We start from the raw sequence: 25,142 nt of genomic DNA, 5'->3' as shown, positions 1-25,142 counted from the left end.
TTTGCTCGGATGCTCAGACCACGGTGCCGCGTGAGTTTTTGCGCGGCTGCTTTTTGGGCTGTTGGCGCTCGGGCTCCCCCAGATCTTGGAGGATGGTGTCTTCTGGCAGTGGTTCTGCACCCTCTTGGCCTTTGGATTCTGGGTCGTGGTAAGGTGTGTGTTTTTGATAGAGCTGTAGGCGGCCCTGGAACTCGGATTCCAGCTTGGAGCGGTCTTCTTTGCTGATTTTTTTGTCTTCGGCGAGCAGGGTGAGCGTGCGTTTTTGCCAGAGCTCGGCCTCTTTGTATTCGCCATTGCGTGCGAGGGCTGCGGCCATGGTATCGACCATCTCGTAGGGGTGCTCTTCACGCTGCTCGACCTCGACGACGAGCTTTAGGGCACGTTTTGCCTGCTCCACGGCTTTTTCGCCGTTGTGCATGTCATCATCTGGGCAGGTGGCGTAGAACCAGGCCAGATTATTCGCTGACCAGGGGTCCTCCGATGTGGCTGCGACCTGATACCATGCGCGTGCACGGCGGTAATCGACGGGGACGCCTTCTCCAGTGTAATAGAGATTGGCCAGGCGGGTCATTGCTGGCACGAAGTTTTGCTGTGCGGAGCGTAGATACCAGAGGGCGGCTTTTGCGGCGCTTTTGGCCACGCCAACACCACTTTCCAATTTCGCGGCGTAGGCTGTCTGTGCCTGGGCTAGGCCCTGCTCGGCGGCTTTTTTGAACCAACTCGCGGCCTTCACGGGATCTTTGCTCACGCCGATGCCGTCTTCGTAAAGGATGCCGAGCTGGTGCTGCGAGGCGGGGAATCCACTGGCGGCACCTTTTTCATACCACTCATGCGCACGGGCGATGTCTTTTGGGACGCCGACTCCGTCTTCAAAGAGGGTGCCCATGACGTGCATGGCTTGGCGGTGCTTTTGTTTGGCGGCTTTTTCGATCCATTTGGCACCTTCTTTGGCGTCTTTGCGCAATCCCTCGCCGGTGACTTGGCGCACACCGGCCTCGAACTGTGCATCGGCGTCACCGCTGTTGGCACGGCGCATGAGCTCCTCTTCATCCGCAGCACGTCCCTGCGCCCAAGCAGACGCAGCGGCAAAGGTGAGTACACTCATCAACAAGGATAAAAACAGTCTTCCGTGGGATTTCATACGGGGGGACTGTACGTGGCACCCTGCGTGATCTCAACGAACAATCTGCTGGCCCCTCAGCTTTTCGGCCATGGGGGCTTTTCTGTTCTGGGGATGGATTGGTGCTCGCATTTTCGCGGAGTCGGCGCTTCATGCTGGGCATGGCTGCTGCCGTTTCCATCACCGATCTCGCCTTTGCCTACCCAGGGAGTGATTTCCGCCTGGAGGTGGCGCGGCTGGAGGTGGGCGAGGCATCGACGCTGGCTCTGGCGGGGGCCAGTGGTGGTGGGAAGACGACGCTGCTGCGCCTCATCACGGGGCTGCTCACGGCGCAGAGAGGCCGTATTCAGCTCGATGAACAGGATTTTAGCTCCCTGAGCCCGGAATCACGGCGTGCCTTCCGCCTACGGCATGTGGGGCTGGTGTTTCAGGACTTCGCGCTGCTCGATTACCTCACGGTGGAGGAGAATGTGCTGCTGCCACACCAGTTCAGCCGCGAGTGTCTGGCCAAGGCGGTGGAAAACCTGCCCATCCTGCTCGATCGGCTGCAAATCGCCCCGCATCGTGCACGGCTCGTGTCCCGCCTCTCGCAGGGGGAGCGCCAGCGGGTCGCTATCGCCCGTGCTCTGGCCCATCAGCCGCGTTTTGTGCTGGCGGATGAGCCTACGGCCTCGCTCGATCCGCAGCGTGGTCGTATCGTGACGGATCTGCTAATCGAAGATGCGCGGCAGCGTGGCAGTGCGCTCATCGTGGTGACGCATGATCATTCACTGCTGCCCAGCTTTGATCAGACGCGACGCATGGAGGAATTCACCTTTGGGGTGAGCGGGGGCTAGAGCGTGGGGCTCTGCATGTGCTGAGCTGGTTTGAAACGTTTTGCGCTGGGCTGTGTTCATGCTGCTACCATTCTCCGCCTCATGGAATCGAATCCACCACCTGCTGCATCCCTGTTTGTTTTGCTACGCAATGCAGCGTTGCTCATCGGATTGGCCGTGGGGCTGGGAGGGGCTGTGTGGGTGCTAGGCATGCCCCAGATGGCGAGTAGGCCGCTGGCGGCGGTGGACCCAGAAGTGAAAAATGCCGCGAAGGCCGTGGACGCGGCTTTTGAGGCGGATTGGGCGGCTAAGGGGCTCACGCCTGTCGCGAAGGCGGATTCGCTCACGCTTGCTCGTAGGCTGTCGCTGGCTCTGACGGGTAGTATTCCGTCTTTGGAGGAGTTGCGGGCTGCGGAGGCCGTGCGGGAAGGGGATTTTGCTTCGCTCTGGCTTGAGCGACTTTTGAGTGACCGGCGCAGCAGTGATTATCTCGCCGAGCGGCTCACGCGGGTGCTCGTGGGGACGGAAAATGGGCCGTTTTTGATCTATCGGCGTCGTAGGCTGGTAGAGTGGCTCAGTGAGGCCCTGATGAAAAACCGGCCCTACGACCAGATCGTGCGAGAGCTCATCACGGCCAATGGCATGTGGACGACCAATCCGGCGGTGAACTTCATCAGCGTGACCAACGAGAACAAAAAGGGGCCGGATGAGGTGAAGCTGGCTGCCCGTGTGAGCCGTGCCTTCCTCGCCACACGCATCGACTGTGTGCAGTGCCATGATGGGAAGCTCGGTAGCGCCTGGAAGCAGACGGATTTCCATCAACTGGCGGCGTTTTTCGGCCAAGCTGGATTCGCTCTCAATGGACTGCGGGATGACCCCAAAAGCCGGTATCAGAACCGCTACCTCGGAGAGACCAAGGAGCACGCCATCGCAGCGCAGGTGCCGTGGCGGCCCGATTTGCTGCCACAGAAGGGCAGCCCACGGCAGCAACTGGCCACATGGATCACTGCGGGTGAAAACCATGCCTTTTCCCGTGCCATCGTGAATCGTATGTGGGCGCTGCTTTTGAATCGGCCACTCATCATGCCGGTGGATGACATCTCGCACACGGGACCGTGGCCTCCCGGTCTGGAGGTGCTGGCGCAGGACTTCGCCGCGCATGGCTATGATCTGCGGCGGCTCATCCGCGTGATCGCAAGCACGCGTGTCTTTCAGATGCGTAGCGACAGTGGTGATCCTGAGCATCCCGTCACGGCGCTGGCGGAGCAGAGCTGGGCCGCTTTCCCAGTCACGCGACTGCGTCCAGAGCAGATGGCTGGCAGTGTCATCCAGGCTGCCTCACTGACTACGCTGGATGCAGATACGCATGTGCTCTTCCGTCTGAAGCGTGATGCTGACATCGCGAATTTTGTGAAACGCTATGGCGATACAGGTGAGGATGATTTCACGGATGGAGGAGGCACCATCCCGCAGCGCCTACTGCTGATGAATGGCAACATGGTCACTGATAACGTGCGTGATAATCCGCTCCTGAATGCGCCTTCACGCATTCGTTTGTTGGCGCCGGATACTCGCCGTGCGGTGGAGGCTGCGTTTTTGGCTGTTTTTACCCGGAGGCCCACTGCGGCGGAGGCTGCGCACTTTGAGTCGCTGCTGGCAGCGGCGGCGGGGGCTCAAGTGCGTGATAACATCATGTCGGACCTGTTTTGGACGCTGATGAATGCCACCGAGTTCTCTTGGAATCACTGAGAGCCGTTCGTTGCCGTCGCGGCAGGCCTCGCCAGAGTGGCGGCGCATGCCGGACATCGTTCTCGCCACGCTCAATGCGAAATACATCCACGCCTCATTCGGGCTACGCTGCCTCATGGCCAATCTGGGCGAGCTACGCGACCGCGCAGAGCTGCTGGAGTTCGTCATTCAACAGCAGCCCTTAGAAATCGCGGAGGCGATCCTGATGCGGGAGCCACGCATCGTCGGATTTGGCGTGTACATCTGGAATGTGACGCAGACGACCGAGGTGGTGGCACTGCTGAAGCGGCTACGCCCGGAGCTAATCGTCATCCTCGGTGGGCCGGAGGTCTCGCATGAGACGGAGGGGCAGCCTATCGTGGCGCTGGCGGATCATGTCATCACGGGTGAGGCGGATGTGAAATTCGCGTCCGTGTGTGGGGAGCTGTTGCGTGGAGATGCTTCGATGAGCCGGATCATTCCGGCGGAATTGCCACCACTGGCGCAGCTCGCATCACCGTATGAGCTTTATACAGACAGTGATTTAGCCCATCGAGTGATCTATGTGGAGGCATCCCGCGGTTGCCCCTTTACGTGTGAGTTCTGCCTCTCGTCGCTGGATATTCCAGTGCGGGCATTTCCGCTGGAGTCCTTTCTCGCGGCGATGCAGCGGCTGCTCGATCGTGGGGCCATGCAGTTCAAGTTTGTGGATCGTACCTTCAATCTGCATTTGCCCACCAGCACGGCGATTTTGCAGTTCTTTCTCGACCGCTGGCGTGAGGGATTGTTCCTGCACTTTGAGATGGTGCCAGATCGGCTGCCAGAGGGGCTGCGGGCACTCATTCGGCAATTTCCGCCCGGAGCGGTGCAGTTTGAGGTGGGCATCCAGACCTTTGATGATGAGGCATCGAAAAACATCAGCCGCAGGCAGAATCTGGAGCGCTTGGCGGATAATTTCCGCTTCCTGCGGGAGGAAACCGGCGTCCACATCCATGCGGACCTCATCGTCGGACTGCCAGGGGAGGGGGTGGAGAGCTTTGGGCGTGGTTTTGACCGCCTGCTGCGCCTAGGGCCGCAGGAGATCCAAGTAGGCATCCTCAAGCGCCTACGCGGCACACCGATCACGCGGCATGATGCGGAGTACGGCATGATTTACGCTGCGCATCCGCCATACGAGATCCTCGCCACGCGTGACATTCCCTTTGAGCAGATGCAGCGCATGCGGCGCTTTGCCCGCTATTGGGACATGGTGGCCAATAGTGGCCATTTCACCGGTACACTGGCCCTGATGTGGCAGGATGTGCCTTCGCCCTTTGAGCAATTCATGAGCTTCAGCGAGTGGTTGCATGCCAAACTGGGCCGCACGCACCAGATCGCGCTGCAAGTGCTCGCTCGGGCACTCTTTGACTACCTCACGGCGGAAAAAGGCATCGATCCGGCACTCGCTACGTCCACCTTGGAAATCGACTGGTACCGCTCTCCAGGCCGGGAAACGCTCAATCTCCGTGGGAGTGCCAAAATAGCCCCCGCAGCCGCAAAAACCGCCGCGAAGCGCCAGGCACGGCACACGCCGCAGCAGGCGTGATTTCGCCCCCCGGCATCACACGGCACTCGACACCACTCTGAGCCCGTCTATTCACTGCCGCGCCATGCCTGACTCCAAACTCCTCGGCCAGCTCCTCCTCATGGGAGTGCCTGGCGCTGAACTCGACTCCGAAACCGCTGCCCGCCTGAAAAAGCTCCAGCCCGGCGGCTTCATCCTCTTTGGTCGGAACATTCAGAGCCCCACACAGCTCCGTAAGCTCATCGACGACTTGCGTGACATCTCCGACATCGAGCCCTTCATCACCATCGACCAGGAAGGTGGGCGTGTCTCTCGCCTGCGCCTCATCGGCGAAGAGCCGCCGAATGCGCAATCCCTCCGCGACAAAGGCGAGCCCGAGCTGATCCGCCGCCATGGCAAGCTCACAGGGCAGGTTTTGCGCCACTTCGGCTTCAATCTCGATCTGTGCCCGGTTTTGGACATCAGCTACGACGATGCAGCGGATAACTCGCTCAAAGGCCGCACCTATGGCCGTGATCCGCAGCAGGTGATCGACAACGCGGGCATCTTTAACCGTGCCATGCGCAAAGAAGGCATCCTCAGCTGTGGCAAGCACTTCCCTGGCTACGGCCCTGCGGAGTGTGATCCGCATGAGTTCCTGCCAGTGATCACCAAAAGCCGTGAGGAGATGGAAAAGAGCGAGCTGCTGCCCTACTCCGCGCTGCTGCCAGAGCTTGATAGCGTGATGACCTGTCACAGCAACTACACCGCCTACGATCCAGACCGTGGTCGCTGGCCAGCTAGCCTCAGCTACAACATCGTCACCAAGCTGCTGCGGCATCAATACGCCTTCGACGGCCTAGCCATGACCGACGACCTCGATATGGGAGCCATTCTCAATGAAGTCACCTTTGAGCAGGCGATCCAGGAAGCTGTGCGTGCAGGCAATGACCTAGTCATGATCTGCCACCGCGTCGAAATGGTGGAGCAGGCACGTCAGCATCTGGAAGGCGTGGAGGCCCCCGCCATTCACGATGCGCTGGCACGGATCGAAAAGACCAAAAAGCGCCTCGTGCAGCCAGATAAGTTCGATCTCGACCGCTTTGCGGCCATCAATCGCGACATCTGGCAGCTCCGCGTCGATACCCTGGGCGAGGAGCGTGCGAAGCTGCTCAGTGTCGAAGACGGCAAGCGCTCCCCTGTGGAGCTGTATTGAGCCGAGTCAGCGAACACGCGGGAGTGAGGAAAGGTTCCGCACTCCGCATGCGTTCACAGGCACATGCTTCTCCATTCACGACGTTCCTTTTTGCAGACCTCCGCCTGCGGCTTTGGCTCGCTGGCGCTTTCTGCGCTAGGTAGCCCGCTGGCGAATAAGCGCTCCCACCACGCACCACGGGCAAAGCGAGTGATTTTCCTCTTCATGCAGGGCGGTGTGAGCCATGTGGACAGCTATGACTACAAGCCGCGCCTGCTCAAAGACGACGGCAAGATCATCGAAGTCATGGACTCCCGCGCAGTGGCCAAGACGGGCAAAGGTGCCCTGCAACGCGTGATGAAACCGCTGTGGGACTTCCAGCAGCACGGTGAGACGGGCCACTGGGCCTCAAATCTCTTTCCGAACATCAATCGCCACATCGACGACCTGTGCTTCCTGCACGGCATGCACACAGAAGGCGTGGCCCATGGGCCTGCGACGCTGTTTTTGCACACTGGCACCACCAGCAATGTGCGGCCCAGCATGGGTGCGTGGGTGATGTATGGCCTGGGTGCAGAAAATGACAATCTGCCCGGCTTTGTCACCATCAGCCCCTCCCTCGGCAATGGTGGACCGCGGAACTACGGCACCGCCTTTCTCCCCGCTGTCTTCCAGGGCACGCCCGTAGGCCGCAGTGGCCTGCCAGCGAGGGAAAGCGGCATCAAAAACATCACCAACAGCATCTGGACGCCGGAGCAGCAGCGGAAGCAGTTCAGTCTGCTGCAATCGCTCAATGCCCAGCAAGCCGCCCGCGCCATGCCCGGTGACACCGACATCGACGCCGTGATCCGCAGCTATGAGCTAGCCGCACGCATGCAGATGAATGCCCCCGGTGTGCTCGATCTCGCTGGCGAGTCAGAGGCCACGCAGAAGCTCTACGGCATCGACGATCCCAAGACGGAAAACTTTGGCCGTCAGTGCCTCATGGCCCGCCGCCTCGCCGAGCAGGGCGTGCGCTACATCCAGGTCAATTATGGCGATAACTCGAACAATCCCGCCTGGGACCAGCACAGCAATCTACCGAAGCACGGCGACCACGCCGCCGCCGTCGATAAACCCATCGCTGGCCTGCTCGATGACCTGAAGCAGCGCGGCCTGCTGGAGGACACCATCGTCTGGTGGGGCGGTGAATTCGGCCGCACACCCTACGCCGAGAAAAATGGCACGGGCCGCGATCACAATCCGCTCGGCTTCACCGTGTGGATGGCCGGTGGTGGCTTTAAGCCGGGCCTCTCCTATGGCGAGACAGACGAGATCGGCCACATGGCCGTCGATGGCAAAGTCCACATGCATGATCTGCACGCTACCATCCTGCACCAGCTCGGCCTGGATCATGAGAAGCTCACCTTCCGCCACGCTGGGCGCGATTTCCGCCTCACGGATATCCACGGCCATGTGGTGAAGGAAGTGCTCGCGTGAGGGCTCCCATAGGGCGTCACGCGTGGTCGAAAGGGGAGCAATCTGGCGGTTGCACGGCAGCGGCACCGCCGCCAACGTCTTCCCTGTAACCACCCACCGAGACGCCATGCTCCGCACCGCTCTTTTTTCCATCTTTCTCGCCACGTCGGCTCTTCTGCACGGCGCAGGGGCTGCAGGAGTGAGCTCGCAGCCCTGGGGTGCCACCGCAGGCCTGGGAGAAGAGGTGCGGCTCTACACCCTCCGTAATGACAAAGGCATGGAGGCCCGCGTGACGAATTACGGTGCCATCCTCGTCTCCCTGATTGCCCCAGACCGCCAGGGGCACTTTGCAGACGTGGTGCTGGGTTTTGACTCGCTAGCGGGCTATATGGGGAAGCATCCCGGCTTTGGCATCACCGTGGGTCGCTACGCAAACCGCATCGGCGGTGCCAGCTTCAAGCTCTTTGGCCATGAGGTGCGTGTGACACCCAATTCGGGGAAAAACCACATCCACGGCGGCGTGGAAAACTTCTCGCGCAAAGTATGGAAGGCATCTCCCATGCAGTTCGAGGGCAATCCCGCTGTCGAATTGAAGTACACCAGTCCAGACGGCGAGGAGGGATACCCTGGCACCCTCCATTGCTCCGTCATCTATGCTCTCAGCGCGGATAATACGCTGATCATCAAATACCACGCCACCACCAGCAAGACCACCGTGGTGAACCTCACCAACCACAGTTACTTCAATCTCGCGGGCGAGGGATCTGGCGATGTGCTGGCGCAGGAGATCATGATCGCCGCCACCGAGTACACGCCTACGGATGATGCACTGATTCCCACGGGTGATTTTGCGACAGTGGTGGGCACTCCATTGGAGTTCAATGTGCCGCTACCCATCGGTCTGCGCATCGACTCCGACTTTTCAGCACTGAAGCAGGGCAAAGGCTATGATCACAATTACATCCTAGCCAGGGGCACCGGCTTGCGGCTCGCCGCAAAGGCCCGCGACGCGAAAAGTGGCCGCGTCATGACGGTGCTCACCACGGAGCCTGGAGTGCAGTTTTACACCGGCAATCACCTCAAAGGCATCCTCGGCAAACAAGGCCACACCTACGGGAAGCGTCACGGCTTCTGCCTCGAAACACAGCATTACCCCGATAGCCCGAACCAGCCCGCCTTCCCCAGCACTGTGCTGCATCCGGGCGATGTGTATCAGAGCACCACCACCTTCCAGTTCAGCACCGAGTGATCACCGACGCGAATCAGCCACCACGTAATAAAACAGCGCCCGTTTTTGTCGCCGAGCCCATCGTGGATGCGGCTTTTGTGCAGGAGCAGGATTTTGCCGCCAGACAATACCGTGGCCGCCGCGAGAATCAGGAGGACTATTACGCCTTTGCAGACGCCACCGAGCCCGGAGAGCGCAGCCTGGAGCGGCTCATGCTCGTCGTCGGAGATGGACTCGGTGCCCATGCGGGTGGCAGTGTCGCTAGCTACATCGGTGTGAATGCCTTTGTGCGTGCCTATCATGAAGTCGAGGGGCATCCCGCGACCAAGCTCCTCCACGCACTGCACACGGCCAATGACACCCTCGGTTACATCACCGACCGCATGCCCTCCGTGGCTCCGCCGATGGGCACCACCATGATCGGTGTGCTCATCACGCATCACTGGATGGAATGGGTCAGCGTGGGGGATTCACCGCTTTTCCTCTTTCGCGAAGGCGTCCTCTCCAGGCTCAATCAAGATCACTCACTCGCTCCCCTCATCGACGAGCGGGCCGTGCGCGGTGAGATCAGCCATGAGGAAGCCGCCTCGCACCCAGATCGGCACACGCTCCAGTCCGCTCTGCTCGGTCAGCCGATGGCGCTCATCGACTCTCCTCCGCATCCTCTGAGCCTCCAGAAAGGTGACATCATCATCGGAGCCAGTGATGGCATCTTCACCCTTTCTCACAAGGCCCTGGAAGAGCTGCTCACCTTTGGCAAACACACCACCGCAGACAAAATCGCCGACGCCATCATCTTTGCCATCCGTCGCATCAATTACGAACGCCAAGACAACACCACCGTCGGCGTCGTCAAAATCGCGTAAGCACTGCGTCCCGTAGGCGGCGGCTCAGAGACGCTGCATCATGTAACTCAGGTCTAGGCGTGTTTATTGGCCATGAAATAGAGCACCGGCACCGCCATGCGGCTGATGAGTAGGCTGGCGATCTCTCCTGCCATCAAAGCGATGGCGAGGCCTTGGAAGATGGGATCGGCCAGGATCACGGCCGCTCCCACGACGACAGCCATCGCCGTCAGCAGCATGGGGCGGAAGCGCACGGCTCCAGCGTCGATCACAGCTTCACTCAGCGGCATGCCTTCACGCACTCGCAGCGCAATGAAATAGACCAGGATGATGCTGTTGCGCACCACGATGCCGCCGCCAGCCATGAAGCCAATCATGCTCGTAGCGGTGAAAAAGGCGTCCATGAGGCCGTGAGCAGGCAAAATACCCACCAGTGAGAATGGGATGGCGATCATCACGATCGCTGGCGTGATGAAGCTGCGGAACCAGCCGACCATCAGCACATAAATCAGGATCAAACAGGCCCCGAAGGCTGCTCCGAGATCGCGGAAGACCTCGATGGTGATATGCCACTCGCCGTCCCATTTCATCGCGGGTTCCGCATCGCTGAATGGCATGGCGGCATTGAGGATCTTCAACTCAGCGCCACTGCCGCCGAACTCGCGGGTATCGAGCTTCTTCAATGCTTCGTTCATCTGGAAAATGGCATACACGGGGCTTTCGATGACTCCGGCCACATCACCGATGACGTAGGTCACGGGCATGAGATTCTTGTGGTAGCGGCTTTTTTCGACTGTGACGTGCTCCACCTTTACTAGCTCACGCAGCGGCACCAGCGGAGAGCCACTGGCACCAGGCTCGGGCAGGGCATTGGCATCGCCAGAGCGCACGCGGAGAGCTAAAAGCTCCTCCGGCGTGGTTTTGGCGCTGCGGGGCAGTTCGAGGCGGATATTCACGTCTTCCTTCTCCTCTGGCTGATGCAAGAGATCGACGTTTTCGCCATCCACGGCGATTTTGAGTGTCTGCGAGATCGTGGCGGCGCTGATGCCGTGCAGAGCGGCTTTTTCTTTGTCGATGATGAAGCGGGATTTTTGCTGTTCGGCCTCGATATACCAATCCACATCGACCACACCCGGTGTGGACTTGAAGATGCCTTTGACTCGCTCTGCGAGCTTCAGCCTCGCGTCGTCATCAGGGCCGTAAATCTCCGCGACGAGGGTTTGCAGCACAGGCGGTCCCGGTGGCACTTCAGCAATGGCGACTCGGGCCATGTAGCGCTCTGCGATGGTTGCCACGGCTGGTCGGATGCGTTTGGCGATGTCATGGCTCTGCGCACGGCGCTCGTGCTTGCCGACGAGGTTCACCTGGATGTCAGCCACATTCGCACCACGGCGCATGAAGTAGTGACGCACGAGGCCGTTGAAGTTGTAGGGCGAGGCGACACCGGCATAGACTTGGTAATCGGTCACTTCCGGCTCGGTGCGGATCACTGCGGCCATTTCACGAGCGACGGCGGCGGTTTGCTCCAGCGAGGAGCCTTCTGGCATGTTCAGGATGACCTGGAACTCGCTCTTGTTGTCAAAAGGCAGCATTTTCACCTTCACCCAGCCCAGTCCGACAGTCGCCATGCTACCGAGTAACAGAAGCGTGATGCCGATGAGGAAAACCCAGCGCCAGCCCGCGTGATGCAGCAGTGGCCCCATGATGCGGCGGTAGAGTTTCGTGAAATAATCCTCGGGATGCTCACTGGCGTCATGATGAGCGAGGTCTTTCGCCGATGGCGTGCCTTCGGTGAGCGTGGAATACTTCTTACCCCAGCGCAGAATGCGAATCGAAGCCCAGGGCGTGACGATGAAGGCGATCAGCAGTGACCAAAACATCGCCGCACTGGCTCCGATCGGGATCGGGCGCATATACGGCCCCATCAGTCCGTCGACGAAGGCCATCGGCAGCACCGCCGCGATCACGGCGAAGGTGGCGAGTATCGTTGGATTGCCCACTTCGCCCACGGCTTCCACCGCGATGGCAGACCAGTTACGACCTTTGTTTTGCGGTAGGTGGAAATGCCGCACGATGTTCTCCACGACCACGATGGCATCATCGACCAGGATGCCGATGCTGAAGATGAGCGCGAAGAGCGTGATGCGATTCAGTGTGAAGCCGTAGAGATAAAAAATGAGCAAAGTGAGCGCCAGCGTGGCTGGGATAGCCACAGCGACGATGCCGCTCTCTCGCCAGCCGAGCGTGAGCCAGATCAGGATCGCCACGCTGAAAACGGCGATGCCCATGTGCAGCAGCAGCTCGTTGGACTTCTCCGCCGCCGTCTCGCCGTAGTTGCGCGTGATGCTGACGCTGACATCGGCGGGAATGGTGCTTCCTTTGAGCAGTTTGACTTTGTGCAGCACCTCATCCGCCACACTGATGGCATTCGCGCCGGGGCGCTTCGCGATGCTGAGAGTCACCGCAGGCTCTTCACTCGTCTTGGAGCCGTGGAAGACGTATTGCGCGGGTTCTTCACCTCCATCGACGATGTCCGCGACCTCTCGCAAATACACAGGGCGACCGCTAAAGACGCCGATGACCACATTGCCCACCTCCTCGGCTGTTTTGAGGAATGCGCCGGTTTCCACCAGCACTTCGTTGTTGCCAGTGGTGAGGCCACCAGCGCGGAATTGTCGATTCGCCTGCTGAAGCATCGGCACCAGGCCTGCGGGGCTGAGATTGCGGCTAGCGAGCTTCACGGGATCGAGCATCACACGCACGGCGCGGCGTGAGCCACCGAGCAGCGTCGTCTCGGCCACCAGCGGCACTTGTTTGATGGATTCATCCACCTGCGCGGCCAAGCGGCGCAGCGTGAGGTGGTCGTAGCGAGCACTGTGAAAGGTCAGCGCTAGGATGGGCACATCGTCGATGCTCTTGGGCTTCACGATGGGCATGGAGACGCCCATTGGCATGCGGTCAAAGTTTGAGCGCAGCTTTTCCGTGAGCTTCACCAGACTGCGCTCGGGGTCCTCGCCCACTTTGAAGCGCACGATGACGAGGCTCTCGCTGTCGCGTGAGGTGCTGTAGATGTATTCCACTCCTGGTAGCTCCCACAGCAGTTTTTCCATCGGTCGCGTAGCTCGTTCCTCGATCTCCTTGGCGGTGGAGCCAGGCATGGCGACCATGACATCGACCATCGGCACCTTGATCTGCGGCTCTTCTTCACGCGGCAGCAGCACGATCGCCGCCGCACCGAGCAAGACGGATGCGATGACGACAAGCGGCGTCAGCTTGGAATCAATGAATGCCGCCGCGATTCGGCCTGCGATGCCGAGAGGCAAGCTGGTTGCTTGAAGGCTCACTCATGGCTGGATCGTCACGGGTTGGCCGTCGATGAGCTTTGAGGTGTCGCTCACGATGACCTGTTCACCTTCTTCCAGGCCGGAGAGCACCTCCACGCGACCTTCCAGCACTTTACCCGTCTTCACGAGCCGCAGCGCGGCTTTGCCGTCCTTGGCTACAAAGATGAGTTCCATCTGCCCACGCTTCAAAACGGCGCTTTGTGGCACGAGGAGCAGCTTCACCTCTGCCACGGGCACTGAAACACGGCCAAACTGGCCCGTGCGCAGGCCATCGGACTGCGGCAGATCGAGCTTCACACTGAAAGTGCGGCTCACAGGATCGGCTACAGGCGAAATTTCGCTCACCGTGCCTTCCACGACCTTTGCGAGACGCACGGACATCTTCGCACCCAGCTTCACACGGTCGAGGATCGCTTCGGGGAGATCCGCCTCAAAGCGTAGCGCCGTCGGCGCTTCGATTTCGAGCAGTGGCTTGCCCGGCATGGCCAGATCACCCACATCGGCGAGTTTTCGCGTGATCACGCCATCGAAAGGTGCCGTGACTTTGGCGTAGCTCATCATCGTTTCGGCCTCGCTGACAGCTCCGTTGCCGATTTTCACGCGAGTCTCTGCTGCATCGAATTCCTGCCGCGTGGTCGCATTGTTGGTCATGAGCGACTTTTGGCGATCAAACTCGCGTTTTGCCTGTTCGAGCATCGCGCGGGCTTGATCGACCTTCGCCTGAATCTCCTGCACATCGAGCCGAGCGAGCAAATCGCCCGTTTTCACCAAAGTGCCCGGCGTTGCGGAGTATTCAAGCACGCGACCACTGACTTTCGCCTCGACAGCGGCGCGTAGCTTTGAGCGCACCGTGCCGACGACTTCCTCCGTGGCAGTGTGTGGGAGCCATGCAGCCTGTTGTGTCTGAACCGTCGCACTCGGCAATGAGGCAGCAGCGTTGTGCGGCGCATCGTGTTTGCCACAGGCAGTCAGAAGCAGGAGTGGGAGTAAAAGGCGATTCATTTCGATGAGGATGGGATCATGAGAAGACTGAGGGCGCGGCGACAGGCCGCGACAGCAAGGTGGCTAGCCAGAGTTTTGTGTGGGTCAGCCACAGCATGAAGTCCCACCTTTTCCGACACCGAGTTTCCTCAGCACATTCTCAGCTGGGCAAAAGCCGGTGAAGGCAGATTGCAGCAGATTTGCGCCGACAAAAACGGTCAGCCAGATCCAGTTCGGATTCACATAATGAGCGAGGGCTAGGCTAGCGAGGATCATGGTGCCAGCGAGGGCACGGATGGCATTTTCGAGTTTCATGGATTTGGGGTGGTGGAGTTCGATGTGCTGGTGTGAGCGGCTTCCGGGTATTTTGGCAGCACTGCACAGGCAGGGCAGCCCTGGCGGCTCATCTGTAGGCCTGCGATCAATGCTGCCAGTGCGGAGATGAGGATGAAAAAGCGGCTGGTGCTCATGGGAGATAGCTCGACAAGGTTTTGGTGGACGAACTGGGTTTCATGTTGTTCTTATAATTAACTATATGAGCCAATACGCATATAGATTGACTCCGCAAACCCTTTTTTAGATTATGCCCACTGCCCGCACCAAGAAACCGCTCCCCCAAGTCACGGATGAAGCATTGGCACTCATTGCCTCTTGGTTCCGCACCCTTGCAGAACCCAGTCGGCTTAAAATCCTACGTGCCCTAGAAGCGGCCGGTGAACAAAACATCACCGAACTCGTCGAGGCCACAGGACTCACCCAGGCGAACGTTTCACGCCATGTGCAGTCCCTCGTCGATGCTGGAATGGTCGGTCGTCGTAAAGAAGGCCTGACCGTGATCTGCTTCATCGCTGATCCGAGCATCACGGAACTCTGCGATAACGTATGCAGCAACCTCATGAAACGCCTCGCCAACCAAGTGAAGAAGCTGGGCGGTGCGTAGGTCTGCGTGCTTTGCATCCGCGCCGCAGCTGTCGAGCAGGGGAACAAGGCGATGAGGCCGGAGAATGCCGTCCGGCTGGCGACAGCGGTGTCGCGCCAAGGCTTGCCACCGCACTCCACGACGCTGGCGCGATGGTGTCATTGCCTTTTCCAAAGTCCGCCGAACGCTTTTACCAACCATTGAGCGGGCGTCTTTTCACCGTGAAATAGGACGCAAAGGAACAGGCATAGGCTCTTGGAAAACCATGTGGATGCAGGAAGGAAGCATAGAACGAAAAACATCCCCGCAGCTACCTGCCCGATACGAAGCTTGGACCAATCACGAGCGAGTTGGAATGTGCTGCGCTGGTTGGAGGGATAAGATGTGGCATGATGCTGTGCACTCATGCTGGTTTAAGTTGGGTTATTTTACCGAAAGGCAACAACTTACTTCTACAGCAGACTAAGCATCTGCTGTTTCCTCGGTGAAACACTTCAAAAGGGACATGTTGGGCACGTTCATTCTTTCTTTCACCCACTTTAAATCACCCGGTCATTACCTCCATCCACCGGAATCTGCGCACCAGTGACTTTGGCGAACAGCGGGCTGGCCATGGCGGCGACCATGTTGCCGATGTCTTTGGAGCGGATCTCGACTTTCATGAGGTTTTTGGTCTTGTATTCCTCGATGGTCATGTTGTAGCGGGCGGCGCTTTTGGCGAGGGTTTCGGGGGTCCAGAGTTTGGTGTCGAAGACGGCGTCGGGGTGGACGATGTTGACGCGGATCTTCCACGGGGCGAGCTCGAGGGCGGCGACACGGCAGAGCTGCGTGAGGGCTGCCTTGGAGCAGGAGTAGGCGCTGGCGCCGGGGCCGGGGGCTTTGAAGTTGCGGCTGCCGACGAAGATGATGCTGCCATCGGGGCTGTGCTTCACGAAGGGGATGACCTTATTCATGAGCTTTTGATGGCTGGTGAGGTTGATCATGATCGTGCGGTCCCAATCGGTCTGCGCCATGACGTCGAGGGCGTCGTTTTTGGGGAAGATGCCGGCGTTGCTGACGACGATGTCGATGCCGCCGAACTCGCGGACGGTGAAGTCGATGGCGTCCTGCACGGGCTGGTCCTCGGTGAGGTTCACGACGATGCCGATGGCACCGATCTTGGCCATGATCTGCGGGATTTCTTTGTCGATGTCGAGACCGACGACTTGGGCACCTTGCTCGGCCAAGGATTCAGCGATGGCGAAGCCGATGCCGGCGGCGCAGCCGGTGACGAGGGCGACCTTGCCCTGATGCACTTTGCGGGCGGGGCCTTTGCGGAGTTTGGCCTGTTCGAGGTCCCAGTATTCGATGTCGAAGATGTCTTTTTCGCTGAGCGGTGCCCAGCCGCCGGTGCGCTCGCCGAGGGCGACGGTGGCGGCGGTGCTTTCGGCGATGTCGGCGACGATTTTGGCGTCCTTCAAGGTATCGCCAAAGCTCACGATGCCATTTCCGGGCCACACGGCGAAGCGCGGGGCGGCGTCGAGCATGGTCTGATTCGTTGCGTGGGCTTTGAAGTAGCTTTCGTAGTTCGCGGCGAAGGTTTGGATGCTGGCGGCGTGGTCGTCACCGAGCACGGCGGGGATGCGCTTCGTGCGGATGCTGTGATCGGGCGTCAAGGGGCCGCGAGCGCCGCAATCGGCGATGTTCGGCAGGCTTGAGTAGGTCAAAGCGGCCTCGCTGGTGCTGAGGCGGGCGATTTGGGGGAAGCCGCGGGTCTTGGAGACAAGCTGGCGGAGCTTGGAGAGGGCGAGGAGGTCGGTTTTGACTTCGTTGACCGGAGTGACTGGATTGGCGGATTTTGAGGCGAGGTAGGCTTCAGCCTTGGTGACGAGTTCGATGTGCTTTTCGTAGCTGGCTTTGGCGTCGTCGGCGAAGGTGAAGAGGCCGTGTTTGAGGAGGACGATGCCTTCGATGCCTTCTTTGCGCAGATCGGTCTTCTGGAGCACCTCGAAGACCTGTTTGGCCAAAACGAAGCCAGGCATCACATAGGGCAAAACGAGCACTTTTTTGCCAAAAAGCTCCTGAGTGCGTTTTTCGCCGTCGGTGGCGCAGGTGAGGGCGGAGATGGCGTTGGCGTGGCTATGATCGACGAACTTGAAGGGCAGAATGGCGTGCAAAATGGCCTCAATGCTGGCGGCGGGGGCATTGGGGTTGGTCATCGCGGCGCGTTGCTGCAGGACCATGTCCTCATCGGTCATGGTGGGCAGTTTGGCCATCTTCAGCAGCGCGGCCATGCGCACAGGTGCGAAGCCTTCTCGCTCGATGGTCGCCAGATCCCAGCCGGAGCCTTTGACGTAGCAAATATCCACGCTGTCGCCGAAGTAGTCCTTCTCGGTGATTTTGACGGAGGTGTTGCCGCCGCCGTGGAGCACGAGGGCGGGGTTTTTGCCGAGGAGGCGGCTGGTGTAAACGCGTTGGCCGAGGAGGTCGGTTCCGAATGTGGCGGCTTCTTGGTCGTTCCAGAGGGACTGCATCGAATTTTAGATTTTAGATTTCTGATTTTAGATTTTGCCTGATTAGATCATTCCGAGCTTCATTTTGCCCTCGATGGAGATCATGTCTTTGTTCCAAGGCGGGTCCCAGCAGAGTTCGACGGCGGCGTCGTCCATCTCCTCGATGGTCATGATGCGGCTCTGGGCATCGGCGGCGATGGTGGGGCCCATGCCGCAGCCGGGGGCCGTGAGGGTCATTTTGACGATGGCCTTGTTTTTGCCTTCGGCATCGGCTTCGACCTTGCAGTCATACACGAGGCCGAGATCGACGATATTGACCGGGATTTCCGGGTCATAGACGTTTTTGAGTTGGTTCCAGACCTGGCCTTCGAGGTCGCTGACGTCGGTGGGGACGTTCGAGGAGGTGCTGGCCTCAGCTTTCTTATCTGCGGCTGGGTCCATGCCGAGCGCATCAGCGTCCTGTGCCTGGATGCGAGCGAGGCCAAAGTCGGTGGCGACGGTGTAGGTGCCACCGAGGGACTGGGTGATGATGACCTTCATCCCGAGCGGGAGTTTGATGCTGTCCCCGCTGGGGATCTGGATGGCATCGACTTCGCGTTTCAGTTCAAGGGAGGAGTGCATGGGCAAAAAGGTGGTTTTTCGAGAGGGGGGCGGTTCTGTTATCGCGGAATGAGGGGTTTGCCTCTAAAAAGTGGCGGAATGGCGGTGAGAGCTACAGCTTGAGAAAAATTTGGCCATGTAAGGAATATTTTCCAAACTGAAGCGTCTGAGTGACGTTAAATCCTTTGCACGATCTCTGCACACTCACGAATTTGCTTCGGTGAACGAAGCCCCTGCCGCCCGGCAGCACCTACCGGGCACCACAACCATAACATCCAACCCAATCTGATCGACAACACTATGAAGAAACTCCTTGCCCTCGTCCTCGCCATGTTCGCCAGCTCCGTGATGGCCGCTGAATTTCCAGACATCAGCATCGCTGATCTGAAGCAGGCTATCGCCGACAAGAAGGTGACCGTCATCGACGTGAACGGCGCTGCCTCCTACACCCGTGGCCACGTCCCCGGAGCGATCAACTTCGCCACCGAAAAGGACAACCTCGCCTCCAAGCTCCCCTCTGACAAGGGTGCCCTGGTCGTCGCCTATTGCGGTGGTCCTTCCTGCAGCGCCTACAAAGCCGCTGCCAACAAGGCCTCCGAACTTGGCTACACGAACGTGAAGCACCTTTCCGCTGGTATCTCTGGCTGGCTGCAGGCCGGTGAAGCCACTGAGAAGTAATTCTCCGCTCGTTTTCACTACCTCTGATTCCCACACGGACGCCTGTGACCCAGGCGTCCGTTTTCTTTGGTGCGTGGTCCGCGTCTGTGGCCTGAAGCAAACTGGATCAGCGCTTTGCTGGCTCAGGCTTGGTCATCAGCAAAAAGTCGAAGAGCTGGCCGTGGTGTTGGCGATCAAGAGTGATGTCAAAGGGCACGATTTGGACACCGGCGGGCTGTTTTTCACGATTTTTGACGTGGAGGGTCACTGGGAAAGATTGGCGGCTTTTTGCGGGGATGGTGCCTTTTAGCACTGGGGGCTCGGCGGGGATGCCCGCGGGCATGGCGAGCTGGATGCGGTGCGTTTGCGGTCGGTCGCGGAAGTTGCGGATGGTGATCTGCACGGTCTGGGTGTCGCTTTGAGTGAGATCGACACGGTAGGGATAGGCGCTGACCCAGTAGGGATCGTAACCGTATTCGTAGCTGCTATCTGGGAGGAGCTGTTTGTATTGGGCGATGATGCGCAGGGCCCAGGCGTGGTAGCGGTCGATGAAGGCGGCGGGCTCGGTCATGAGCACGCCGTGGGCTCCCATGATGATGTCGGGCTGGAGCTGCTTCAGGTAGTTCGCGGCGTGGAGGTAGCCTTCCTCGGTGATGGCGCTGTTGCGGGCGACGACGCATTCGTGGCCGTTTTGTGCGGGATCGGCGGGGTCGCCAAAGAGGTTGTCGCCGGTAAAGACGACTTTTTTGCCATCGAGCTCCAGCCACAGCGCATTGCCGTACTCGGTCTGGCCGGGCATCCAGTCGATGTGCAGCTTGTAGCCTTCCCAGTCGAAGACATCGCCTGCTTTGAGCACGCGGTCGATTTTGGCGCTTTCAAAGGGCACGCCATAGTTGGTGATCATGGCGGGGAAGTCGTAGGCGCGTGGGTTCTGGCATTTGTCCACGATGCTGTCCATGGTCCAGAGTTTCACGCCGTGTTCTTTGAGCACATCGGCCAGGGTAAAGTGGTCGCCGTGGGAGTGGCTGATCCAGCAGGCGTCGATTTTTTTGAGCCCGAGGTGTTTTTTCATGTCGCGGAGGATTTGCTCCAGCACGAGTCGTGGGAAAAGGCCGCAGTCGAGCAGCAAGGCGTGGCCGCTATCGGCGATGAGGATGGCGAAGTTCTTCCCCGCCATCTCCGGGCCGAACATGTAGAGATGCGGTGTGACCTGGACGATGTATTGCGCCGCTGTGGGCTTGGTAGCGGGGTGTGGGCCGCGTTTGCCGAGTGTCTCAACTGGGTAGCCACGGATGTAGTCGGGGCGGAAGGCAGTGAGGCGATCGTGGTAGGTCTGAAGCTGCCGCGTGGCATCGCGGATGAGTGGTCCTTGCGCTGAGAAGGCGGTCACGGGCTTCAGAGCGGTGAGTTTGGCCACGGAGGAAATCAGCGCATCGAGTCCCTTAGCAAAACCGTAGTCCCACTCGGTGTCGAACCAGTTCGTCATGCGTGAGCCATCGTGCATGAGGCCGCCGAGGAAGAGCTGATCGCCCAGGGCAAAGCTCATGCCGCCAGGGGAGTGCCCCGGTGTGCTGATGCAGCGGATGGACCGGCCATGCCAGTCGATGACATCGCCATTAGCCAGCCAACGCTGGACTTGGACGGGGCGAGCAGGCGGGCGCAGGTAGCTGGAGCCGTGGACGGTGAATTTGTCGCCGTTTTTGGGTCGCCATTTGCGGAAATCGGTCGGGTTTTCCAAAAAGGCCTGCTCCTCCTTCGGCGCGGCAACAGGCACATTGGGGTCGATGCGGTGGATGCCCTGGAGCAGCTCCCGGTGGTGGCCAGTGAGCAAGATTTGCTCGATTTTGCGAATGCCCAGCTTGGGCAATTGCTCCAAAAAAGCCGCATCACCCGGATCGATGACCAAGGCCGCATCTCCATCCCGCAGCAGGTAAGTATTGCAGGTGCTCGGAAAGACCCAGATGCCCGGCACCAGCTCTTCAGCGGCCGCATGAGCTGTTGTGAATCCAGCAAGACCTACGAGTGAGAGGAAAAGAAAGCGCAGCATACTGGATATACGCCCGCTTTAGACATGCTTTTTGCTGATGAGGCGTTCTCTTCAGCGGCTGACGGGCATCATATTGCCGTAGCGTGCGTTGCCCTCCCATGAGCGGGGGCGATTCCAGGCGAGCTTGCTGAGGCCATCGTCAGAGGGGCCTACGACTTTTTTGCGTTTGGGCTCGTCGGAGGCACAAGACGAGAGGCTAGAGGCCGCAACGAGGGCGAGGAGCAAAGAGTGGAGCTTCAAGTTCATAACGGAAACTCAAACGTGAGCAGACGAGAAAGAATTACTGACCGAGGGAGAGGTTTTCGAGGATCACACGGTCTCCAGGGGAGATCTGGGAGCCACCGACGATGGCGTCATTGACGATGCCTGCGACTGCGGTGCCATTCTGGACGGAGAGGACGCTAACTTTGCCGACGGTCTGCTTGCCACGGGTGACGAGGAGTTTGGTTGCCTCATTGAGGCCATCGTTCTTACCAGCATTGATGACGACGAAGCCCCAATCTGGGTTCACGGCGACGACACGGGCAGTGAGGGAGTTACGCTCAAAGAGCTTTTGGCGATCTGCGATCTTCTGATTCACGTCAGCGAGGCGTTTGTTTTCTTCGGCGACCTTGGCGTCTTCTTTCTTCACTTCCTCGGCCTTCATGGTGGCTTGGGCTTCAAAGTCGGCCAGCTCCTTTTTCATGCGGTTGATGTCTTCAGCCAGCGTTTCGGGCTTCACACCTTGGGGGAGTCCGCCGAGTTTGGTTTCGAGATCTATTTTCTTCTTGGTCTTATCTTCCAGGTCGGCCTGGACGGTCTTCAGGTCGCTTTCGGCGAGTGTGAGCTTGTTTTTGTTGGCCTTGAGACGCTCTGCCTCGACTTCGACTTCGCCTTTGAGGGTGTTGACTTGGTTGCTCAGTTTATTGCCTTCTGCGATAAGTGCATCGTCAGCAGCTTTTTCGCGGAGGATTTCGGCATTGAGGGCAGCGACCTGATTGCGCACGTTAGCAAAGGCGCGGCCATTGTTGTAGGCGAAGAAGCCTGCGACACCGGTGACGATGATGGAGAGGATGAAAATGACCTTGATCATGAGAGAGGCGTGGAAACGGGATTGCGAAAGAGGTAGCGACGCGGGGGGATGAATTATTTAGCCGCAGGAGGAGCTGCGCCAAAGGGGTCTGCCGTGCTGGGAGCGGCAGGAGTACCGCCAGCAGGAGGTGCAGCGGGTGCTGCGCCAGGTGCAGGAGCTGCTGGAGCGGCACCGAATGGGTCCGCTGCAGGGGCCATGCCGCCAGCGGGTGCTGCGGGGGCGGGAGCTGCACCAAAGGGATCGGAGGCAGGAGCTGCCGGAGCAGCGGGGGCCATGCCGCCACCTGCGGCAAATGGATCCGATGGGGCGGCAGGTGCACCAGGGGCGGGAGCTGGAGCGCCAGGAGCAGCAGGTGCGCCTGGGGCTGCGGGAGCACCTGGAGCGGCGGGTTTGGCAGCAGCTGGGGCTGGCTCCGCAGAGGCGACGACGAGGTCACCGTAGTGAATGCGGGTGCCTTCTGCGAAGGTGCCGGGGACGATGTCGGCGACGGCGGAGTTTTGCTCCACGTTGCGCACTTTGAGCTTGGCGATGACTTCTTTACCGCGTTTCACTTCCAGGTTGGAGTTGGCGAATACGCCGCCGCCATTGCCTTTATTGAGAACGACAAAGCCCCACTCATTGAAGGGCTGCTGGACGTTGGCGGTGAAATCAGGTTCCACGATGCCTTTGCGACCGCGTGCTTCACGCTCTTCGGCGGCTTTGGTGGCGGCTTGCAGGTTCTTGACGATCTCTTGTGCATTGGCGAGGCGCTGCGTTTCGTTGGCCAGCTTGCCTTCAGCCTCCTTTTTCTTGGCTTCCATGTCTTTGACCTGGGCTAGCAGGGCAGGGATGTCGCCCGCTTCTTTGATCTTGGCGTCCAGTTCGGCGACGACTTTAGAAATGCCTTCGAGCTGGGTTTTCACAGCGGCGAGTTCTTGCTCTTTCTCCTGTGCTTTGGCAGCGGCATCGACGACTTGGGCCTTGGTGGTTTCGAGCTCCTTGGAGGTGTCTGCGACAGCTTGAGGTATCTTGGTTTTTGCTTCCTCAGCTTTGGCTTTGTGCTCGATCACGCGGGCTTTGTTCGACTCTGTATAAGAGAGACGTTCTTTTTCCGCTTTGAAACGCTCCTGGTTCTTCCAGGCGAAAAAGGAAGCGCCAGCAAGGCAAACGGCGGCGAGAGCAGACAGAATTTTCCAGGCCATGTGTGTTTCGAGAGTGAGTGGTGAGGGGGTTAAATCATCTTTTATCGGAAAGGGCTGCTTTCGACAACAGCAATTTTTTCAGAAGACCGAGTTATTCACACTTCAAAGCCATGAAGGCAGGGCGAATCCGCCGGAATCGTGCTTGTGCCGGGGCAGAAGCCGCCTAGGGAAGGCGCTGCCAGGGCCGTGGATGTTCAGGCTCGCGAACCCCGCCAGGTCCGGAAGGAAGCAACGGCAGCATGCCTGCTCATGCCGCGGCCCCCTGGTATTTCGCATCGAGCCTGTAGCGGGCTTTTTTCCTGCGATGGGGGCTGGTTTGTCGCAATGACCATGGTGCTGGCCCGTTTAAAGGGCTCCCTCATCCCCTATGAAGCTCCGTATTGCCGCCCAGATCGTCTTTTTAGCTGCCACCTCTCTTTACTGCCAAGCCGCTGGGCTGGCTGGGAAAAGGCCCAACATCCTCTTCCTGCTGACCGATGACCAGGGCTACGGTGATGTGTCCTGCCACGGCAATCCCCTCCTAAAAACGCCGAATCTCGATCGCTTGCATGCAGAAGGGGTGCGCTTTGAGGACTTTTGCGTCAGTCCCACCTGTGCGCCGACTCGATCCGCGCTGCTCACCGGACGCCATGAATTTAAGAACGGCATCACGCACACCATTTTAGAGCGGGAAAGACTCACTCCCACGGCGACGACGCTGGCGCAGGTGCTCCAGGGTAGTGGTTACACCACGGGGATCTTTGGCAAATGGCACCTCGGTGACGAGCCGGAGTATCAGCCAGGACGGCGTGGTTTTGATGAGGTCTTCATCCACGGTGCAGGCGGCATCGGGCAGACCTACCCTGGCTCCTGCGGCGATGCGCCGGGTAATACCTACTTTGATCCTGCGATCCTGCACAATGGCACTTTTGAAAAGACCAGAGGCTACTGCACGGATGTGTTTTTTGCCCAGGCTGCCAAATGGATCGAGGGCGCAAAAGATGCCGGAAAGCCGTTCTACTGCCATATCGCCACGAACGCCCCGCACGGCCCCTACATCGCCCGTCCCCAGGATGCGGCCCTATTCAAGGATAAAGTCCCTGGTGATGACGCCGCTGCGAACTTCTATGGCATGATCCATAACATCGACGAGAACCTCGGGCGTCTTCTCGCCAAGCTCAAAGAATGGGGCATCGAGCAAAACACGCTCGTCATCTTCATCAATGACAATGGCGGCACCGCCGGTGTGAAGCACTACAATGCCGGTCTGCGGGCGAGCAAAGGCAGCCCGTGGATGGGCGGGATCAAGGCGAGCAGCTTCTGGCGCTGGCCCGGCACACTCCATCCAGCTACTGTGACGCATCTGACGGCTCACATTGACTTCTTCCCCACGCTCGCGGCACTCGCTGGAGCGAAAATCGAAGGGAAGCTCACCAGCCAAGTTGAGGGCCGCAGCCTCGTGCCACTGCTAGAGAATCCGACTGCGGAGTGGGCGGATCGGGAGCTTTTCACCCACGTCGGGCGCTGGCCGAAGGATGCTGATCCGCAGAAATACCAATTCACAAACTGCTCCGTGCGCACCGCTCGCTGGCAACTCGTCAATGCTGGAGGTGAAAACGCCGCAAAGGCCAAATCCAAGGCTCCGAAGCGCCAAGGAGCCCCCAAGGCACCCAAAGCCGCTCCTGGTGAAAACATCGCCAAATCGGGTCCACAGCCGCTCACGCCCCATTGGCAGCTTTTTGACCTCCAGGCTGATCCTGGCCAAAAAACCGATGTCGCCAGTGCTCATCCTGATGTGGTGAAAAAGCTCTCCACTGCCTATGTCGCCTGGTGGGAGAGTGTGCAGCCGATGCTGGTGAATGAGAAGGTCCCGCTAGCACCCGAAAATCCCTTTCACAGCATTTACCGGAAGCAGTTCGGCACTGGGAAGTGATGAAG

At 59.4% G+C, this 25,142-nt stretch carries 21 protein-coding genes and 1 other RNA gene; 11 read left to right on the top strand and 11 right to left on the bottom strand.

The features are described from left to right. Nucleotides 1–13 precede the first annotated feature (13 nt). Entirely contained in the window at nucleotides 14–1,105 is a 1,092-nt protein-coding gene (locus IPK32_04680; GenBank protein ID MBK8091291.1) for a sel1 repeat family protein, read from the bottom strand. Between the two features lie 176 nt (nucleotides 1,106–1,281). Between IPK32_04680 and IPK32_04675 the strand changes: the two genes are divergently transcribed. The 7 genes from IPK32_04675 to IPK32_04645 all read left to right on the top strand — a co-directional run bounded on the left by IPK32_04675 (nucleotide 1,282) and on the right by IPK32_04645 (nucleotide 9,953). Next, entirely contained in the window at nucleotides 1,282–1,956 is a 675-nt protein-coding gene (locus tag IPK32_04675) for an ATP-binding cassette domain-containing protein (protein ID MBK8091290.1), read from the top strand. An 81-nt stretch (nucleotides 1,957–2,037) separates the two neighbouring features. Continuing rightward, the gene (locus IPK32_04670) at nucleotides 2,038–3,684 is read left to right on the top strand and encodes a DUF1549 domain-containing protein (protein ID MBK8091289.1); all 1,647 of its coding nucleotides are present in this window, start codon (nucleotides 2,038–2,040) and stop codon (nucleotides 3,682–3,684) included. 46 nt (nucleotides 3,685–3,730) lie between these two features. Beyond that, nucleotides 3,731–5,248: a DUF4080 domain-containing protein gene (locus tag IPK32_04665; protein ID MBK8091288.1), complete on the top strand. Its 1,518-nt coding sequence runs from the start codon at nucleotides 3,731–3,733 to the stop codon at nucleotides 5,246–5,248. A 64-nt stretch (nucleotides 5,249–5,312) separates the two neighbouring features. Next, nucleotides 5,313–6,422, top strand: coding sequence for a glycoside hydrolase family 3 protein (locus IPK32_04660; GenBank protein MBK8091287.1), 1,110 nt, complete (start codon nucleotides 5,313–5,315; stop codon nucleotides 6,420–6,422). A gap of 63 nt (nucleotides 6,423–6,485) precedes the next feature. Then, the gene (locus IPK32_04655) at nucleotides 6,486–7,880 is read left to right on the top strand and encodes a DUF1501 domain-containing protein (protein MBK8091286.1); all 1,395 of its coding nucleotides are present in this window, start codon (nucleotides 6,486–6,488) and stop codon (nucleotides 7,878–7,880) included. Between the two features lie 106 nt (nucleotides 7,881–7,986). Continuing rightward, nucleotides 7,987–9,108: a galactose mutarotase gene (locus IPK32_04650; protein MBK8091285.1), complete on the top strand. Its 1,122-nt coding sequence runs from the start codon at nucleotides 7,987–7,989 to the stop codon at nucleotides 9,106–9,108. Then, a complete protein-coding gene (locus tag IPK32_04645; protein ID MBK8091284.1) occupies nucleotides 9,105–9,953 on the top strand; it encodes a serine/threonine-protein phosphatase in 849 nt (282 codons plus the stop codon). Before IPK32_04650 ends, IPK32_04645 begins: the two co-directional genes overlap by 4 nt. A gap of 53 nt (nucleotides 9,954–10,006) precedes the next feature. Here IPK32_04645 and IPK32_04640 read toward each other — a convergent pair whose 3' ends face one another. The 4 genes from IPK32_04640 to IPK32_04625 all read right to left on the bottom strand — a co-directional run bounded on the left by IPK32_04640 (nucleotide 10,007) and on the right by IPK32_04625 (nucleotide 14,727). Next, complete coding sequence (locus IPK32_04640) at nucleotides 10,007–13,276, bottom strand: efflux RND transporter permease subunit (protein ID MBK8091283.1); 3,270 nt, start codon at nucleotides 13,274–13,276, stop codon at nucleotides 10,007–10,009. Further along, a complete protein-coding gene (locus tag IPK32_04635; protein ID MBK8091282.1) occupies nucleotides 13,277–14,278 on the bottom strand; it encodes an efflux RND transporter periplasmic adaptor subunit in 1,002 nt (333 codons plus the stop codon). Between the two features lie 84 nt (nucleotides 14,279–14,362). Then, a complete protein-coding gene (locus IPK32_04630; GenBank protein MBK8091281.1) occupies nucleotides 14,363–14,572 on the bottom strand; it encodes a DUF2892 domain-containing protein in 210 nt (69 codons plus the stop codon). Continuing rightward, complete coding sequence (locus IPK32_04625; GenBank protein MBK8091280.1) at nucleotides 14,569–14,727, bottom strand: hypothetical protein; 159 nt, start codon at nucleotides 14,725–14,727, stop codon at nucleotides 14,569–14,571. Before IPK32_04625 ends, IPK32_04630 begins: the two co-directional genes overlap by 4 nt. Before the next feature lie 113 nt (nucleotides 14,728–14,840). Here IPK32_04625 and IPK32_04620 point away from each other — a divergent pair, with 113 nt between their 5' ends. Beyond that, a complete protein-coding gene (locus IPK32_04620; GenBank protein ID MBK8091279.1) occupies nucleotides 14,841–15,197 on the top strand; it encodes a helix-turn-helix transcriptional regulator in 357 nt (118 codons plus the stop codon). A gap of 518 nt (nucleotides 15,198–15,715) precedes the next feature. Here IPK32_04620 and IPK32_04615 read toward each other — a convergent pair. Together IPK32_04615 and sufT are read right to left on the bottom strand one after the other, a co-directional pair. After that, nucleotides 15,716–17,689 carry a bifunctional aldolase/short-chain dehydrogenase gene (locus IPK32_04615; protein MBK8091278.1) on the bottom strand — a complete coding sequence of 658 codons (1,974 nt, stop codon included), beginning with the start codon at nucleotides 17,687–17,689 and terminating at the stop codon, nucleotides 15,716–15,718. A gap of 42 nt (nucleotides 17,690–17,731) precedes the next feature. Beyond that, nucleotides 17,732–18,289, bottom strand: a complete 558-nt coding sequence (sufT, locus tag IPK32_04610; protein MBK8091277.1) for a putative Fe-S cluster assembly protein SufT — start codon at nucleotides 18,287–18,289, stop codon at nucleotides 17,732–17,734. 279 nt (nucleotides 18,290–18,568) lie between these two features. Here sufT and IPK32_04605 point away from each other — a divergent pair, with 279 nt between their 5' ends. Continuing rightward, complete coding sequence (locus IPK32_04605) at nucleotides 18,569–18,946, top strand: rhodanese-like domain-containing protein (GenBank protein ID MBK8091276.1); 378 nt, start codon at nucleotides 18,569–18,571, stop codon at nucleotides 18,944–18,946. A 106-nt stretch (nucleotides 18,947–19,052) separates the two neighbouring features. Here IPK32_04605 and IPK32_04600 read toward each other — a convergent pair whose 3' ends face one another. From IPK32_04600 to IPK32_04585, 4 genes are read right to left on the bottom strand one after another with little or no spacing between them, the layout of a single operon-like run. Beyond that, nucleotides 19,053–20,972, bottom strand: a complete 1,920-nt coding sequence (locus IPK32_04600) for an MBL fold metallo-hydrolase (protein ID MBK8091275.1) — start codon at nucleotides 20,970–20,972, stop codon at nucleotides 19,053–19,055. 51 nt (nucleotides 20,973–21,023) lie between these two features. Continuing rightward, on the bottom strand, nucleotides 21,024–21,212 hold the full coding sequence (locus IPK32_04595) for a hypothetical protein (GenBank protein MBK8091274.1): 189 nt from the start codon (nucleotides 21,210–21,212) through the stop codon (nucleotides 21,024–21,026). A 40-nt stretch (nucleotides 21,213–21,252) separates the two neighbouring features. Continuing rightward, the gene (locus IPK32_04590; GenBank protein MBK8091273.1) at nucleotides 21,253–22,044 is read right to left on the bottom strand and encodes a hypothetical protein; all 792 of its coding nucleotides are present in this window, start codon (nucleotides 22,042–22,044) and stop codon (nucleotides 21,253–21,255) included. A 53-nt stretch (nucleotides 22,045–22,097) separates the two neighbouring features. Next, a complete protein-coding gene (locus tag IPK32_04585) occupies nucleotides 22,098–23,225 on the bottom strand; it encodes a hypothetical protein (GenBank protein ID MBK8091272.1) in 1,128 nt (375 codons plus the stop codon). 176 nt (nucleotides 23,226–23,401) lie between these two features. On the opposite strand from IPK32_04585, the gene ffs reads away from it, so the two are divergent. Together ffs and IPK32_04575 are read left to right on the top strand one after the other, a co-directional pair. After that, an RNA gene (ffs, locus tag IPK32_04580) (signal recognition particle sRNA small type) lies at nucleotides 23,402–23,496 on the top strand. 96 nt (nucleotides 23,497–23,592) lie between these two features. Next, entirely contained in the window at nucleotides 23,593–25,137 is a 1,545-nt protein-coding gene (locus tag IPK32_04575; GenBank protein ID MBK8091271.1) for an arylsulfatase, read from the top strand. Nucleotides 25,138–25,142 lie beyond the last annotated feature (5 nt).

This window comes from Verrucomicrobiaceae bacterium, from assembly GCA_016713035.1.
Classification (GTDB): Bacteria; Verrucomicrobiota; Verrucomicrobiia; order Verrucomicrobiales; family Verrucomicrobiaceae; genus Prosthecobacter.
This window is presented reverse-complemented; position numbering and strand designations above follow the sequence as displayed.